This window comes from Clostridium sp. SY8519 (assembly GCF_000270305.1).
Lineage (GTDB): Bacteria > Bacillota > Clostridia > Lachnospirales > Lachnospiraceae > SY8519.
In genome coordinates, this window is record NC_015737.1 from 867,795 (window position 1) to 882,828 (window position 15,034).

At 47.2% G+C, this 15,034-nt stretch carries 14 protein-coding genes; 8 read left to right on the forward strand and 6 right to left on the reverse strand.

Annotation, left to right across the window (positions count from 1 at the left end; all coding sequences use genetic code 11):
• The first annotated feature begins 15 nt into the window (after positions 1 to 15).
• The 5 genes from CXIVA_RS04100 to CXIVA_RS04120 are packed head-to-tail and all read left to right on the forward strand — an operon-like array spanning position 16 to position 4,854.
• Positions 16 to 1,869, forward strand: coding sequence for a recombinase family protein (locus tag CXIVA_RS04100; RefSeq protein WP_013976762.1), 1,854 nt, complete (start codon positions 16 to 18; stop codon positions 1,867 to 1,869).
• Positions 1,866 to 2,654, forward strand: coding sequence for a hypothetical protein (locus CXIVA_RS04105; protein ID WP_013976763.1), 789 nt, complete (start codon positions 1,866 to 1,868; stop codon positions 2,652 to 2,654). The genes CXIVA_RS04100 and CXIVA_RS04105 overlap by 4 nt, the downstream gene beginning before the upstream one ends.
• Positions 2,614 to 3,030, forward strand: coding sequence for a hypothetical protein (locus CXIVA_RS04110; protein ID WP_013976764.1), 417 nt, complete (start codon positions 2,614 to 2,616; stop codon positions 3,028 to 3,030). Before CXIVA_RS04105 ends, CXIVA_RS04110 begins: the two co-directional genes overlap by 41 nt.
• Positions 3,017 to 3,937, forward strand: a complete 921-nt coding sequence (locus CXIVA_RS04115) for a hypothetical protein (protein ID WP_013976765.1) — start codon at positions 3,017 to 3,019, stop codon at positions 3,935 to 3,937. Before CXIVA_RS04110 ends, CXIVA_RS04115 begins: the two co-directional genes overlap by 14 nt.
• Positions 3,938 to 3,939: 2 nt before the next feature.
• Positions 3,940 to 4,854, forward strand: coding sequence for a DUF6551 family protein (locus tag CXIVA_RS04120; protein ID WP_013976766.1), 915 nt, complete (start codon positions 3,940 to 3,942; stop codon positions 4,852 to 4,854).
• A 459-nt stretch (positions 4,855 to 5,313) separates the two neighbouring features.
• On the opposite strand, the gene CXIVA_RS04130 is transcribed toward CXIVA_RS04120, so the two are convergent.
• The 4 genes from CXIVA_RS04130 to CXIVA_RS04145 form a co-directional block, all read right to left on the reverse strand.
• Positions 5,314 to 6,243 carry an ATPase, T2SS/T4P/T4SS family gene (locus tag CXIVA_RS04130; RefSeq protein WP_013976768.1) on the reverse strand — a complete coding sequence of 310 codons (930 nt, stop codon included), beginning with the start codon at positions 6,241 to 6,243 and terminating at the stop codon, positions 5,314 to 5,316.
• A gap of 116 nt (positions 6,244 to 6,359) precedes the next feature.
• Complete coding sequence (locus tag CXIVA_RS04135; RefSeq protein WP_013976769.1) at positions 6,360 to 7,412, reverse strand: NADH dehydrogenase FAD-containing subunit; 1,053 nt, start codon at positions 7,410 to 7,412, stop codon at positions 6,360 to 6,362.
• A gap of 3 nt (positions 7,413 to 7,415) precedes the next feature.
• On the reverse strand, positions 7,416 to 7,922 hold the full coding sequence (locus CXIVA_RS04140) for a prepilin peptidase (RefSeq protein WP_083834961.1): 507 nt from the start codon (positions 7,920 to 7,922) through the stop codon (positions 7,416 to 7,418).
• A 254-nt stretch (positions 7,923 to 8,176) separates the two neighbouring features.
• On the reverse strand, positions 8,177 to 10,693 hold the full coding sequence (locus CXIVA_RS04145) for a hypothetical protein (protein ID WP_013976772.1): 2,517 nt from the start codon (positions 10,691 to 10,693) through the stop codon (positions 8,177 to 8,179).
• A 393-nt stretch (positions 10,694 to 11,086) separates the two neighbouring features.
• Here CXIVA_RS04145 and CXIVA_RS04150 point away from each other — a divergent pair, with 393 nt between their 5' ends.
• Positions 11,087 to 11,746: a CoA transferase subunit A gene (locus tag CXIVA_RS04150; RefSeq protein ID WP_013976773.1), complete on the forward strand. Its 660-nt coding sequence runs from the start codon at positions 11,087 to 11,089 to the stop codon at positions 11,744 to 11,746.
• 4 nt (positions 11,747 to 11,750) lie between these two features.
• Positions 11,751 to 12,407: a 3-oxoacid CoA-transferase subunit B gene (locus CXIVA_RS04155; protein ID WP_013976774.1), complete on the forward strand. Its 657-nt coding sequence runs from the start codon at positions 11,751 to 11,753 to the stop codon at positions 12,405 to 12,407.
• A gap of 131 nt (positions 12,408 to 12,538) precedes the next feature.
• Here CXIVA_RS04155 and CXIVA_RS04160 read toward each other — a convergent pair whose 3' ends face one another.
• A complete protein-coding gene (locus CXIVA_RS04160; RefSeq protein WP_013976775.1) occupies positions 12,539 to 12,778 on the reverse strand; it encodes a glutathione S-transferase N-terminal domain-containing protein in 240 nt (79 codons plus the stop codon).
• A 142-nt stretch (positions 12,779 to 12,920) separates the two neighbouring features.
• Here CXIVA_RS04160 and CXIVA_RS04165 point away from each other — a divergent pair, with 142 nt between their 5' ends.
• On the forward strand, positions 12,921 to 13,817 hold the full coding sequence (locus tag CXIVA_RS04165) for a DUF4846 domain-containing protein (RefSeq protein WP_013976776.1): 897 nt from the start codon (positions 12,921 to 12,923) through the stop codon (positions 13,815 to 13,817).
• Positions 13,818 to 13,871: 54 nt separating this feature from the next.
• On the opposite strand, the gene CXIVA_RS04170 is transcribed toward CXIVA_RS04165, so the two are convergent.
• On the reverse strand, positions 13,872 to 15,026 hold the full coding sequence (locus tag CXIVA_RS04170; protein WP_148267781.1) for an ABC transporter ATP-binding protein: 1,155 nt from the start codon (positions 15,024 to 15,026) through the stop codon (positions 13,872 to 13,874).
• Positions 15,027 to 15,034 lie beyond the last annotated feature (8 nt).

Below are 15,034 nucleotides of genomic sequence, written 5' to 3' on the forward strand. Positions count from 1 at the left end.
AGGATGTCGCTATTGATGAAAGAAAGTGAAGAACGAAGCAGTAATATTGATGAACAGAAAGCCAGAATCCGGCAAAGATACAAAGGTATTGATCCAGAAGAACTGGAAGTAATTCCGGCACTTCCACCAGAGGATATTTTTAAAACAGAAAAAAAACTACGAGTAGCTGTATATGCAAGGGTATCTACGGATGATCCACGCCAAACATCCTCATATGAATTACAGAAAAATCATTATCAGGATGTAGTAAATAAAAATCCGAATTGGATGCTTGTAGAAATATATGCCGACGAAGGCATTTCCGGCACTTCGCTTCAACATAGAGATGCATTCAAAAAAATGATTGAAGATTGTGAAGGCGGAAAAATTGATTTAATCATAACAAAAAGTGTATCCCGATTTGCAAGAAACGTTGTTGACTGTATCCGATATGTACGAGAGCTTTCTTCACTCCGTCCACCCGTCGGTGTATTTTTTGAAACAGAGCATTTAAATACTCTTGATCCCAAAAGCGAAATGATTCTGTCATTCATGTCAACACTTGCGCAGGAAGAAAGTCATACCAAAAGTGAAATTATGAATTCTTCCATTGAAATGCGTTTTCGTCGGGGAATATTCCTTACACCTCCTCTGCTCGGATATGACCAAGACGAAAATGGAGATCTTGTAATCAATCCACATGAAGCTAAAATTGTGCAGCTTATTTTTTATATGTATCTTAATGGAAGCAGTACTCAACAAATTGCTGATTCTTTGACAGAACTCGGTTGTAAAACAAAAAAGAATAATGATGTCTGGTCATCCAGTACCATACTACAAATCCTTCAAAATGAACGCCATTGTGGGGATGTTCTGGCGAGAAAAACATGGACTCCGAATTATCTTGACCATAAATCAAGGAAAAACAATCAAGACCGTAATCAATACAGAAAAGTCGGACATCACGAAGCTATTATCTCCCGAGATGATTTCATAGCTGTTCAAAAATTAATTACAAATGCGAAATATGGAAATAAAGAGATTTTACCAGAATTACATGTGATACAAGAAGGCTCTCTAAGTGGATTTATAAGCATTAATCCAAGATGGTCTGGATTTAAATCCAGAGACTACTTTGAAGCATCTCAAAGCGTCCTTAAACCGGCAAATATGAATGCACCTGATACAATTACTGCTTCCGCCGGTTCCTTCGATTTAAGAGACTATGAAGTTGCTAGAGGACAATTTTTCTCCTCGGTTGGTCGGATTTCTGTTTCTTTTTCATATAAACAGATCTCTTTTAACAAAGATGCTATACGGAAATTTCCAAACATAAAATTTGTCGAAATGCTAATACACCCGAGTTCAAAACTACTTGCTATTCGACCATGTTCCTCTGAAACAAAAAATAAAGTGCAGTGGTCACGTCTCAAAGATGGTCAACTTATTCCAAAACCAATTTCCGGTGCTGCATTTTTGCCAACATTATACGAGATATTTAAGTGGGACAAAAAATGCAAATATAGAATATTAGGAGTTGCCCACCAAAAAGACAATGAAAATGTCCTTATTTTCAACATGGACGATACAGAAATACGAATCCCGACAAGTACCAACGACGTATCCACCCCCAATAACAACACGCCTGATACAATATCTGATTCTAAGAGTGTGTTAGCTTATCCTGCCGACTGGATGAATAGCTTCGGTAATAATTACTATACTCAGTCTCAAGCGCCAGAATTAACAGAATTTACAGCGGACAAAAACTGGCAAACTGCTTCAGAAAGTAAACCTTATAAAGAACCCGAGCTACAAACCACTCCCAAAGAAACCATTATACAAAATATAAAGAATATTATTACAGAAATTAAAGGAGACACCCAATGAGCGAGCAACCTATAAATCAATGGAATTTGACTACTGAACCTTCTGATATGATGAAAATCAACACACCTATGCCAATAACAGTCGCACCCAGCCCCTCAAATCAAATGGAAGTCATTGACGATGATTCTTTCAGCTATGACGGTTATCAAGTTGTACGTGGCGAATTCTTCGCTCATATTTATGAACCTTCGTTTACGTTTAATAACTACAAGGTATCTGTAAATACCGCCTGCATAAAAAAGCTACCCAATGTCGAATATGTGCAAATATTAGTCAATCCCATTGAAAAAAAACTGGCTGTCCGTCCCTGTCGAGAAGAAGAAAAAGACTCTTTTCGTTGGTGTTCCTCTGGAAAAAAGCGTTCGCCAAAACAAATCACCTGTCGAATTTTCTTTGCTAAAGTGATATCTCTCATGGATTGGAATCCTAATTATCGGTACAAGATTCTCGGCAAACTAATTCGTTCTGGCAATGAAATACTGTTCATTTTCGATTTAACTTCACCTGAAATATTTCCTCGTACACTAAAAGACAATGGAACTGTAACCACTGCTAGGACACCTTCTTATCCTGAAGAATGGAAGAATCAATTCGGTATTCCAGTGGAAGAACATCAGAAATCAATGCAAGTCAATATATTTGAAGGCTACGCAGTATTTGACATACAAGAAAAGAAGAAGGCAACTGATAAATCCATAGAAAAAGCAAAAGAACCATCAACAGCAGAAAGTGAGGAAAAATCCTATGAACAACAAACACTCTTCCCATCCACTAATATGTATTGACTTTAAAAAGAATCGTATACGAATCCACCGCAATACACTCCGTCAAATTGGTAACCCAGAATATATTCAACTTCTTGTTAATCCTGATCAAAAAATGATAGGTATAAAGGCTAGTTGTGCAGAGGATAAATTGGCACATAAAGTTAAGGATTATTTTGTCATCAATGGTAACAGTTATGAATTGTACAGCCGAGAATTACTATATTCACTTTCCCAGCTTAACCTTTCTTGGGAGAAATTTAACATTTTTCGTTTAGAAGGCAATATTTACACAGATAAGAAAATAGCTCTATTTTCCATGGATAACATCATCACAAAACTGCCACAAACAGAATTCAAATCAGAAATAATGGGAGATGAGTATGCGCAATTATAGTATATATACATTAAAAACAAAACTAGAATTCACCAATTTGTATCAATATCTCAGTGAAAAAGATTATAAACAACTTGAACAACAGATATTATGTCATTCCTATCACACCCCCATCTGCACATGGAATGGTATTGTCATTAATGGTATAGAAGCATATGAATTATTTCGTAAACACAGTATTCCTTTCCGAATAAAAAGACTCCATTTTTCCAGTAAAGAAGATGTAATTTCATGGATATGTACTGACCAACTTAAACGAGAGGATTTAACCAATATCAATAAAAAATACCTGATTGGGAAAAAATATGATGCTGAAAAAATTTTAGTTTCAAGACAACTTTCATCTACGAATAAATCTCATATTTCCGGTGCAAGCATCGCAGCAAAAAAAATATCCGAAGAATGTAATGTAGCAATAGCTACCGTTTACAAATATTCTGCTTACAGTAGTGCACTAGATATAATTGATGAAAAAGTTCCGGATCTTGTCAAACGAGTTCGTTCTGGTCAGCTCTGGATTTCCCAAGCTAATATTATTGAACTTTCAGGATTATCAAAAGAGCAGCTTTTAAGTCTAAATAACTACCTTCTTGCCGAAAAGATAGAACATCTCAGTTATCATGATATGAAAAGGGAATTACTGTGGAATAATTACGCCAAACCGATATTAAAAAAAGAATCTTCCGTTTCTATTCCATCTATACGCAATCTGCCACAATTTGATCCAGATGCGGAAATTGCAAGTCTTACGTTGACGATTCCCTCATGGAACAGTTCTATCGAAAGAGTATTAAAAGTTTCAGATTTTAAAATTGCATCTGATACAGCAAAATATAAGCTTAAATATCAGCTTATGTGCCTAATATCAACCACAAATAATATTTTGAAAAAATTGGAGGAAATATAATTATGGATGGAAATACCGAAGATTTACAAAAGTTTGTTCCCCAAGTGCATTTTGAGCAAATACCTATTAAAAATTTATGTTCAAATCAAGATTACCAACGTAATCTTTCTATCAAACACGTTCAGCGTGCTGCAGCTAATTTTGACCTTTATCAGATAAACCCTGTAAAAGTAAGTAGACGTGATGGGATAAATTATGTGTTCAATGGACAACACACTATAGAGATTGTTGCTCTTGTATCTGGATCAAGAGAAACTCCTGTCTGGTGTATGGTTTATGATGATCTTGTTTACACCCAAGAAGCAGATATTTTTGCAAATCAGATGAAATATGTCAAATCGCTATTACCTTATGAAATATTCATGGCTAATATTGAAGCTGGTAATGATAGAGAACTTATTATTCGTGACCTTGTTGAATCATATGATCTCTCTATTACTTCTTCCTCTCGCCCCGGAGGTATATGTGCTGTATCCACTTTAATTAATATCTATGAAAAATATGGTTTTCACACTCTTGATCGTGTTTTACGCCTTTGCGTTGCCACATGGGAAGGTGCGCCTATGTCCTTTAGCTCCAATATGCTTAATGCTATTGCCCGTCTGGATAATGCTTATGGAGAAACAATGAAAGATGACACATTTAAAGAAAAAGTAGGACGTGTCTCTGTCAGAGAAATCAGTCGTACTGCCAGAGAACGTCGTGCCGGTTCATTAGGGTTTGCAGAAGCTCTTTTACTAGAATACAATAAAAAATCCAAGTATTCACTTCCTTTTGAGAAATTATACACTCATAAAACGCCCAAAAAAAGAGAACAATCAACTGAAGATGAATCCGGTCAAAGTTCCACTCCAGAAGGTCAGTTAGATTTATTTTCTACGGATCAGAACAATGCTCAGGCTCTGCCAAACGAATAGCGCAGAGCCTTCAGCCTTCGTTCTATCCATACTTTCAAAAGAATACCCTACTTTAAGACTCCCTTTCATGCAAGCACTATTTTATCTTATTCCAAATTCATCATCCGCTCCATCCGCCACCTTATATATGAATACCCATTCCAAATATTTGCTTTTACCGGATACTCTTTCCTGTAAACAAATACAGTGTGATATTTAACAAAATGCATTCTACACCAGTTATGTATATCCTTCATATATATGTTATTTATACCGTTCACCCACTGTTCTAAAGACCATATGTCTTTATCTGACAATAACTCCATTATGAACAGTACATTATAATATTGAATGACACCTACTCTCTTTCTTTCCTCTATTAACCTTTTACACAATAACCTATACTTAATGTTCATATCGTTCCTATGCCCTCCCTCTAATCTATATTTTCCATCTTTATATACGTTATATATATAATTGTTATATAGTACATATAATCGCCTGCAGCATATCCAGAGTCTCTCCGCCTCTGCATTCGCCCACGATGATGCGATCCGGACGCATGCGCAGGGCTGTGCGAATCAGATCCCGGACAGTAATCGGATCCGCCTCGCCGCTTCCTTCGCCCCTGGTCTCCAGGCGAACCAGATTCGGCACATGCTTCAGCTGCAGTTCCGCCGCGTCCTCGATGGTAACCACCCGCTCCTCCTCCGGAATATACCGGGACAGCGCATTTAAAAACGTGGTTTTGCCGGAACCTGTGCCTCCGGATACAAACAGGTTGTAACCGGCCTGTACTAAAATCTCCAGCATCCGGGCCGCCTGCCGGGATATCGAATGCATGCGGATCAGGCGCTCCATGGTGATGGGATCTCCCGAAAATCTGCGGATCGAAAGGCTTGCGCCGTCCAGGGACACCGGACGCAGTATAATATGCACACGGGAACCATCCGCCAGACGGCTGCTGACAATCGGACTGGCCTCATTGACCCTGCGGTTCTGCTTTCCCACAATCGTCTGTATGATATTCATCAGCGTCTCCTCGGAATCAAATGACTTTTCCCAGCGATACAGACGGCCTTGCTTTTCATAAAAGATCTTCCGGTACCCGTTGACCAGTATTTCGGTGATCTCCGGCTGATCCAGCAACTCCTGCAGAATATCCAGCTTGCGGAAGGAGTTGAACAGCTGCCGTTCCATGTGGGCTCTCCGCTCCAGCGAAAGGCTGTGCTGTCTGGCATACCCCCGGACTTCCCGGCTGATCATATGCCGCAGCTCTTCATCCGATATCTCCCGGGTCAGATCCATCCGGGCAAAGATCTCCTGCCGGATCCTGCGGAATTCTTCGCGGTCATCTGCCGCCTGCCGCCGGTTTCCTTCTTCCCGGCGCGTTTCTTCCCTGCCTCCCATATCTTTCTCCTTTCCCAGGCTTTCCAGGCTGTTTTTCTCTCGGTTTTCTGCCTGTATCCCTTTCTTCCCGGTCCCTTTTTCTGTTCTCCGCCTGTATTCTTTTCTGCCCGGTCCGTCTATATGTTTCCTGCCCTCTCCTCTGCCTGCTCCAGCAGGCCGCGGATCTTTTCGCCCAGGCTCCCCTGCTGCCATTCCTGCAGCGTCCATTCGCCGCCTCCCGCCATGGACAGGGGCGGAAGCTGTACCCGGATCACCTGTCCCGGGGCGGCTCCCGCGGAAATGCAGAACCGCTCCATCTCTGCACCCACACAGTCCCCTGCCCGGCCCGGCGGCGTCACACAGAACACCCGGCAGTGTCCGGACAGAAAAATCTCTGCCCCCCTGGGAATCTGTTCCATAAGAATCACCAGTTCCTCATACAGGCCGCTTTCGCCGGCCGTGCGCAGAAGCTGCCGGAGATCATCCGGTGTCAGTTCGCTGACCGCCGTCGGGTTCTCTGCCGGCAGAACACAGGACAGGCTGCCCAGCCGGCTGGTATATGCTTCCATCTGCACTGCCCCGTTCCGCATCCCGAGCACCAGATCCGCCAGGTCTTCCTCCGGTTCCAGTCCCAGAAGCGTCCGCATACCGCTGAACGAAGACAAATCCAGAAACAGGACCGGGCAGGTCCCATTGCGGATCTGCGCGAAGGTCAGCGCAAATGCCAGCAGTTCTCCTGCGCCTGCCGCGCCCAGCACCAGCCACAGCCTGCGGTCCGCAGGCTCCGGCACAGCAGGACGGCTTTCCTTCCCGTTCTGATAAATGCGAAAAATTCTGCGGTAAATCGTCTCGCAGGACTGATAGGCATAAATCCTATCCTCCGTCTCCCTGCTCCGGTCTGTCACCAAAGGGATCCGGAGCACCCGCTGCTTCTGTGTCCGGGACATACTGAGCTGTCCCAGTACCTCTTCCGGCGCCGCAAGCACATGCACCCATTCCCCCTCCTGCCCGGAAAGGCTCCAGTCTCCTTCACCGTACTCCCCATTTTTTGTATGCGTTTCCCCCTCTTCCTGCCCGCGGTACCGGATATGTACCGAGACCCTGTCGCCCAGGCGGTTTTTGGCATATACCGCAAGTCTGCGCAGATATTCCGGCTCCATTCCCATCAGAATCAGATTCAGCTGTGCCATATGTCACCTCCAGATCAGTGCCTGCAGCAGGTAGCCTGCCAGGACAGCCACGCAGAAATGCAGACGCCGTTCCGGATCTTTCGCTCCGCCATAGGGCGTCAGTTCCCCGGTCCGGGCCGTTTCCCGTATCCAAATAAATAATTCCAGAAAAGACGCGGCCAGAATCCGCCGCTTATGAAGTCTGACAGCACCGTATCCCGCTGCCAGTATGAGTGAAAAAAAGATGCAGTGAAAAAGGACTCTGCTGCCATTGATACATCCGACAGCGGCCAGAAGTTTCAGATCGCCCGCGCCGAAGGCATGCGCGCGGAAGAGAAGCCAGCCGGCGGCCACGGGAAATGCAGACGCCAGAATGATATCCGGAATCCCCCGTGGAAATCCTGTCATCATCTGAACCGAAATCCCCGCCAGAAACCCTGTGAGCACCAGCGAATTCGCCACCCGGCCATACAGAACATCCGACCGGGCCGCCAGAAGCAGCAGCGCTGCCGACGGTATAAAATAAATCAGTCCCCCATAGAAATCCCCCCGTTTCTCCTGTGGATTGCCCTGATTATAAAACCGGGTTCTTCCCCTTGTCCAGCACCGTTTTTGCTGTCTTTTCCGGCTCCGTCAGAATGCCCAATCTCCCTGTGTCCCCCTGAAGTTTCCCGTAAACAGCCCCCTGCCGCGTCATACAAAAAACAGCCGATGCCTCGCATCGACTGTTTCTGAAAATCTTTGTGAAATCTGACGGGGCTTTCCGGCCGCCGCTCCACGCAGAGTTACGATTTCTGGTATACATAGTAAATATCCCCGGAATCCCGGAACATCTGCGCTGCATCCTTCATCGTTTTTGTAATATATTTCTTTGCCGCCGGATCGTAGAAGGTCACATTGGCACTGGTGTATCCGCAGATCAGCACCGGGCTGCGGTCCAGAATGGTATACACCGGATAGTTATATCCCAGATAATAGAGCACCTCATCCAGTGTGCATCCGGTCAGGTTAAAGACATGACCGCTGCCCTGGGATTCTGTAAGCAGTTTCAGCGCATCGGTGCCCCCGGACAGCTTGGCGTCGGTATCCTCTGCCGTGGTGCCCATGGCCGCCAGCATAATGTTGACTGCCTTGGCTTCCGCGCTTTTTCCGCCCGCTTTCGGCAGGGCCATAGGATTCTTGCTCAGATACTTCGCACGGCTCCAGACGCAGTTCTGGCTGCTGTCAGTCACCACGCCTCCATAACGGTCCGCCAGCTGCACGGCTGCCGAAATATCCGCTGTGGCTTTTACCACTTTTCCCTGGGCATATACATAGTAGTTGCTGGCAAAAATACGCTCATCCACTGCGATATCCACAGATCCTCTGGCTGCTGCCAGCTCCGAGGTCCGGACGCTGCTCTTTATGGACGCGCTGACCGGTTTCAGCAGCTTCAGACGGACGATTTTCTGATAGGGCTTAAGGGATGCCGTCTCCACGGTGATCTTTTCCTTGGTCACCAGCTCATTGTTCGTGATCGTCAGGGGCGCCGTCTTTACATAGGCATGGTTTTTATATTTTACACTGTTTAATGTAATCACGCCCTCCGAGGAAATCTCCGCGTCTTTAAACCATACCCCTTTCTGCTGATAGGTCTTCAGTACTTTGTTGTCTTCGGATGTGTCCACAATCCGGACCGTGGATATCGGAAGAAACGTCTGCCCCTGGGCCAGTCTGCTCCTGTCGCTTTCCGCCGCTTCTCCGTAAATGCAGTCCGTCCCCAGAAATCCCAGCGGGCGGATATAAGCCCCGTTCTCCGGCCTGATATCCGTGGTCCTGCCGGTCTCAAAATCAGTAATATGCATCACCGTCGGCGCTGTACCCTGCGACGACTCGGTCCATGCCAGATACCTGCCGTCCTGTGATGTTCTGGCTGTGGCGCTGCGCATAGTCTGAATAAACTCCGTTGCTTTTTTTGTATTCAGGTCCATTTCATAGACTTTGCTGCCGCTGCCGAAATAGAATTTCTCCTCGCCGGACACATACATCAGGGAGCCTATTTTTTCCTTCATCTGCTGGAAGGAACTGCTCTGCGGAATAAACAGCATCTCCTCCACCGCGTTCTCCACGATATCATAATGGCAGACGCTGATCCCCACCTGCCCCTCATGGGCGCCCCGGTTCATGTATCCATAGACAATAAAATCCACACAGCCGCTTTCATCAATCCGGATGATCCTGATATCATGTTCGCCGTAATTGTCCCGGATGTCCGTATCCTTTTCCTTTCGGAAACTGAACACCCTGGAGTACTGATTGCTGTCTTGATTGTAGATCCACAGCTCCCCCTCCTGGACAAAAGCGACAATATTGGAGGATTCATTCGTGACATAATCCACATCCATGCTGCGGATCCCCAGATTCAGATACTGGCTGTCCGCTTCCGCCTCTCCGGAAAAAATCCGGTTGGCTGTCCGGGAAAAATCCACCAGATACGTCCTGCCGGAATCATAGCGCACCCGGTAGTACTCACTGACATTGTAATATTCCAGGCCGCTGTCTCCCTTGTGTGTCACCATATAATTTACGGTAAAGCAGCTGTAGGAATTGAAAATCTCCTTCACGGACACATCCGCGTCGGTCACCTGACGGACAGCAAATCCGTTCCAGGCCACCTGTGCCGCCGTATCCTTAAGCGTAACGGTCTGTAGAGTCTCTTTTCCCGCATTGGCGGCCGTATCCAGGTAGGAGGCCAGTTCATTTCCATTGGATCCGTCCATGGATTTTTCGTGAAACATCCGGACAAATTTCAGCAGTTCGGGGAAATGGGCATTCGGGTAATTTGCCACCCGCAGATAATAATACCGTGTGCCTGCGGCTGTCTTTACTGTAATGACGGCCGTATAATTCTTTTCATCCGTCATGCTTCCGGACAGATCAAAGGCGGCGGTTACCGTATCTTTCCCTTTCTTCTGCGCCGAAGCCTGCACTTCCCCGATGGTCTCAGTTCCGTCCGATGTCATGACCGTGCAGGTCAGCTGGCGGATCTGATTGCCGTAGGTGTCAATCCGCACCGGCAGCTGATAATTGCTGTCCAGCTGGGCGATATCATCCCGCATAGCCGCTGCGTTCATCTTCTGCGCGTAACCGTGGAGCTGATTCAGCGCGCTGTCGCCGCTCATGGTATATACGACCGGAAAGGAGGCATCTCCCATCGGTTCCGTTTCTGTTGTTTTCTCATGATTCACCGTCAGCCAGGAGACCGCCAGGGCTGCCAGGAAAACTGCCAGCAGAATGAGAAAGGATTTTACTTGTATTCGCATGTGTTCTGTCCTGTATTCCTTCGTGTAAATTCACACAGCCCTGCGGATTTCCTGTGCCGCGGACTGCTCCGTTCCATTGTAAAGCCTTTTTCCCGCGTCAACAACCGCTTTTCCTTTCCTTTTCCATTGCAAATGTATTAAAAATTATTAACTTTCTTTTTCCCATTTCTTCCGGATTTTCTGCCCGGATTCAATGAATTTGTACATCTTTTCTTTATCTCTGCTTTATCCTTGGATATTTTCACCGATATTTTACATTCATGGCAGTTTTTCTTTAGATGTTTTTGCTAATACATGTTGGATTTTACAAAATACAGTGTTATAATTATGTAGCGTGGTGAAGTCACTTGACTTCTCAATAAACTGAATGATGAACTTAGGAGGGACAGCGAAATGGCTAAAACAAAAGTTATTTCTGCAAAAGAAGCTGCTGCACTTGTAAAAGACGGCATGACTGTCATGGTCGGCGGCTTTATGACAAACGGAACTGCAGAATCTATCATCAAAGAGATTGCTGCTGCAGGCGCAAAAGACCTTACCGTAATCTGCAACGACGGCGGTTTCCAGGGTGTTGGTACCGGACGTCTTCTGGCAAACGGCCAGATCAAGAAGCTGATCGCATCTCATGTAGGCCTGAACAAGGAAGTTGCTGAGCGTATGAACAACGGCACTCTGGAATGTATTCTTCAGCCGCAGGGTACTCTGGCTGAGCAGATCCGTGCCGCAGGCGCAGGCTTAGGCGGCGTTCTGACCCCTACCGGCGTAGGCACCATCGTAGCCGACGGCAAGGAAACTGTTACTGTAGACGGTAAAGAATATCTGTTAGAGAAGCCGCTTCATGCGGATGTAGCGATCATCCAGGGATACAAAGCTGACGAAACCGGCAATGTACGTTATCTGGGATCCGCCCGTAACTTCAATACCATCATGGCTTCCGCAGCTGATACCGTTATCGTAGAAGTAGAAGAGATCGGTCCTGCCGGCTGCATCGGTCCGGACTACGTTGAGACTCCTCACATCTATGTAGACTATTTAGTAAAGAAGGAGGACTAATCTAATGGAAAGAAGCGAAATCAAACCATTCATTGCAAAACGTGTTGCTAAAGAACTTCATGACGGTGACGTTGTAAACCTTGGTATCGGTCTTCCTACAATGGTTCCGGATTATCTGGATCCCAGCGTAGAGCTTACGCTGCAGTCTGAGAACGGCTTCATCGGCCTCTCTGCAGTAGACGAAAGCGATCCGGAAGCGCCTTACATTGTAAACGCAGGCGGACAGCCGGCAGGTATCGCCAAAGACGGTATGTTCTTTGACTCTGCCACATCTTTTGCTATCATCCGCGGTGGTCACGTAGACGCAACTGTACTTGGTTCCCTCCAGGTTGCTGAAAACGGTGACATCGCGAACTGGATCATCCCGGGCAAGATGGTTCCCGGCATGGGCGGCGCTATGGACCTGGTTGTCGGTGCGAAAAAGGTTATCGTTGCTATGGAGCATACCCAGAAGGGCAAACCTAAAATCTTAAAAGAGTGCACCCTGCCTCTGACCGCAAAAGCTCAGGTTAACCTGATCGTTACCGAGATGGGTGTTATGGAAGTAACCGACAAAGGTCTGGTTCTGACCGAATACAATCCGGAATTCACCGTAGAGCAGATTCAGGACGCTACCGAAGCTAAACTGATCATTGCTGACGATCTGAAACCGATGTGCTGATCCCTTCGCTTTCCGCGAAAGAATCAACCGACGGAATGGAAAAAGCCATACCGAAGCAGCCGCTTCGGTATGGCTTTTTTTCTGACTTTTGCCGCATGCGGGTTGTTTTCCCGGTCGGCCCGCCGGCAGTGCTACTGCTGGGGATGCGCTTCCAGCCAGGCGATGATGTCGTCGCTTTCATACAGCGGCTCCCCGTCGATAAACAGGCAGGGCACCTGCTCCTTTCCGCCGTGTGTGATCAGATAGACGCGGTCTTCCTCATTGGTATGAATGTCATGAAGCTCCACATCTGTACGGCCGCTCTGGCCGATTGCCCGCAGAACTCGTCTACAGTACGGACAGGTTTCAAATTTGTATAAATCAAGTTTCATTTTGTGCTCCTTTCCTGCAAAATTTTCTGTTTAGCAGTGAAGCTTCACTGCTTCCCTTCTCCCTGTATTCTAACAAAACTCCGCACAATAGAAAAGACTTGTGTTACACTGAAAGCAAATTCCATGAAGGGAGTGTAATCTGATGATGAAAAAGAAACTGACACTTGCCATGCTGATCTGCGCCGCTGCCGGCCTGATCCTGACTTCCTGCGGACAGCCAAAAGATGACACCAGACACACCCTTGGCAGAAGCATCCGTTCGGAAGAAAGCCTGCACCAGCCTCCCGCATTCATTTCTGCCGAAGGGACCACACTGGAGACCAGGATCCGGGTCCCGGAGGGATACACCCGCGTTCCCGCAAAATCCGGAAGCCTGACCGCCTTTCTGCGGGTCTATCCGATGAAAGAAGACGGCAGTCCGGTCCTTCTCTACAACGGCGCCGAAAAGAGGAATCAGAGCGCCCACGCCGCCGTCTTCCGTCTGCCTCTGGAAAAATATGACCTGCAGCAATGTGCGGATTCTGTCATGCGGGTCTATGCGGAGTATTTCCACAGCACAAAACAGGACAAACGGATCCGGTTCCACTTTGTCGATGGTTTTCTCTGTGATTACAATACCTGGAAAAAAGGCGGCCGTGTGTCCTTCCGCGGCGACACTGCCCGCTGGACATATTCCGCTAAAAAAAGCAATTCCTATAAAAGCTTTGTCTCCTATCTGCGCACAGTCTTCGCCTATGCCAGCACCCTGTCCCTGGAAGAAGAATCTTCCCCCACGAATCTGACCCATCTGCAGACCGGTGACATCTTCCTGAAGGCCGGAAGCCCCGGCCATGTAGTTATGGTTGTGGATATCTGTGAGAAAAACGGAAAAAAAGCCTTTCTGCTGGCCCAGGGCTACACACCTGCCCAGGAATTTGAACTTCTGAAAAATCCGAAGCACAGGGACGATCCCTGGTACTATGAAGATGAGATTTCCTATCCGCTGCGTACACCGGAATATACCTTCCCCAAAGGCTCCCTGCGTCACCTGAATTATTGAGCCGCACCCTGACTACGCAAGCACATGTATTGCGCAAACACTCGAGACAGTCTGCTACTGCTGAAACCGCTCCGGATCCGGCAGCTGTCCCTCCGCGGCGTTCACCAGTTTGCCGGCTGCCCGGGCGGCTTCCACCAGATCCAGGATCCGCCGGTTGATCGTTCCTATCTGCGCGCCGCAGTAGATCACCTGCCCGCAGCTTCCCACCAGATCCAGGGCACGCTGATAAGCCGTATCCCCAATCGGCATAAAGGGCTGTTCCAGGACGACTTCCTCCGCCAGCAGCCGAGCCAGCGCGTAATCCATATCATTCGGATACAGGATTCCTGCCGCGAAGGGAATATTCTCCTTCTGCAGTCTGCGGTACATCCGTATGCCGCTGCCGCCGGAAGAAATCACCAGTGCCCGGGGGGCGCCGGACTCCGGTTTTGGCAGTTCGATGCTGCCGAACATGGGATCGAAAAATCCATTGTCAATCTCATACAGTTCCCGGATCGTCTCTTCCCGGAAAATCTCCTCCGGGCTCCCGTACCGGTCGATGGTATCCCCATGCACACAGATGATCTTGTCCGACACTTTTTCCGCCAGATCAATCTCATGCAGCGTCATCAGCACCGTAATTCCCTTTTCCCTGGCCATCCTCCGAAGAATGCTCAGCAGCTCCAGTTTGTAATGGATATCCAGAAAAGAAGTGGGTTCATCCAGAATGATGATTTCCGGCTCCTGACAGATGGCCCGAGCCAGCAGAATTCGCTGCCGCTGTCCGTCACTGATGGCGTTGAAATCTCTGCCGGCCAGTTCCGAGGCATTCACGGCCGCCAGCGCGTCATCCACCTTCTGCTCATCCTCCCTGCTCAAAACACCCATGCGTCCGGTATAGGGATAGCGCCCGGTAGCCACAATGTCCGCGCAGGTCATCAGATCCGGTTTCATCCGCTCTGTCAGCACCACTGCCAGCTTTCTGGACAGTTCCTTGTAAGACATTTCATGCAGATCCCTGCCGTCAAAAATGACTTTCCCCCGGATCAGGCTCAGCTGACGGGTCAGACTCTTTAAAATGGTGGATTTCCCCGCGCCGTTGGGGCCGATCAGAGTCACAATATCCCCCCGGTGAATATCGATACAGATATCGTGAATCAGTGCTTTTTTATTGTATCCGACGGACATGCGCTCCATCGAAATATACGTATCGCTGTTCTTTCTGTTCATACTGCCGT

Excerpts from the sequence above, each read along its gene's own strand:
- CXIVA_RS04100 (WP_013976762.1), top strand. The coding sequence starts at position 16 with ATGAAAGAAAGTGAAGAACGAAGCAGTAATATTGATGAACAGAAAGCC.
- CXIVA_RS04105 (WP_013976763.1), top strand. The coding sequence starts at position 1,866 with ATGAGCGAGCAACCTATAAATCAATGGAATTTGACTACTGAACCTTCT.
- CXIVA_RS04110 (WP_013976764.1), top strand. The coding sequence starts at position 2,614 with ATGAACAACAAACACTCTTCCCATCCACTAATATGTATTGACTTTAAA.
- CXIVA_RS04115 (WP_013976765.1), top strand. The coding sequence starts at position 3,017 with ATGCGCAATTATAGTATATATACATTAAAAACAAAACTAGAATTCACC.
- CXIVA_RS04120 (WP_013976766.1), top strand. The coding sequence starts at position 3,940 with ATGGATGGAAATACCGAAGATTTACAAAAGTTTGTTCCCCAAGTGCAT.
- CXIVA_RS04130 (WP_013976768.1), bottom strand. The coding sequence starts at position 6,243 with ATGGGAGGCAGGGAAGAAACGCGCCGGGAAGAAGGAAACCGGCGGCAG.
- CXIVA_RS04135 (WP_013976769.1), bottom strand. The coding sequence starts at position 7,412 with ATGGCACAGCTGAATCTGATTCTGATGGGAATGGAGCCGGAATATCTG.
- CXIVA_RS04145 (WP_013976772.1), bottom strand. The coding sequence starts at position 10,693 with ATGCGAATACAAGTAAAATCCTTTCTCATTCTGCTGGCAGTTTTCCTG.
- CXIVA_RS04150 (WP_013976773.1), top strand. The coding sequence starts at position 11,087 with ATGGCTAAAACAAAAGTTATTTCTGCAAAAGAAGCTGCTGCACTTGTA.
- CXIVA_RS04155 (WP_013976774.1), top strand. The coding sequence starts at position 11,751 with ATGGAAAGAAGCGAAATCAAACCATTCATTGCAAAACGTGTTGCTAAA.
- CXIVA_RS04160 (WP_013976775.1), bottom strand. The coding sequence starts at position 12,778 with ATGAAACTTGATTTATACAAATTTGAAACCTGTCCGTACTGTAGACGA.
- CXIVA_RS04165 (WP_013976776.1), top strand. The coding sequence starts at position 12,921 with ATGATGAAAAAGAAACTGACACTTGCCATGCTGATCTGCGCCGCTGCC.
- CXIVA_RS04170 (WP_148267781.1), bottom strand. The coding sequence starts at position 15,026 with ATGAACAGAAAGAACAGCGATACGTATATTTCGATGGAGCGCATGTCC.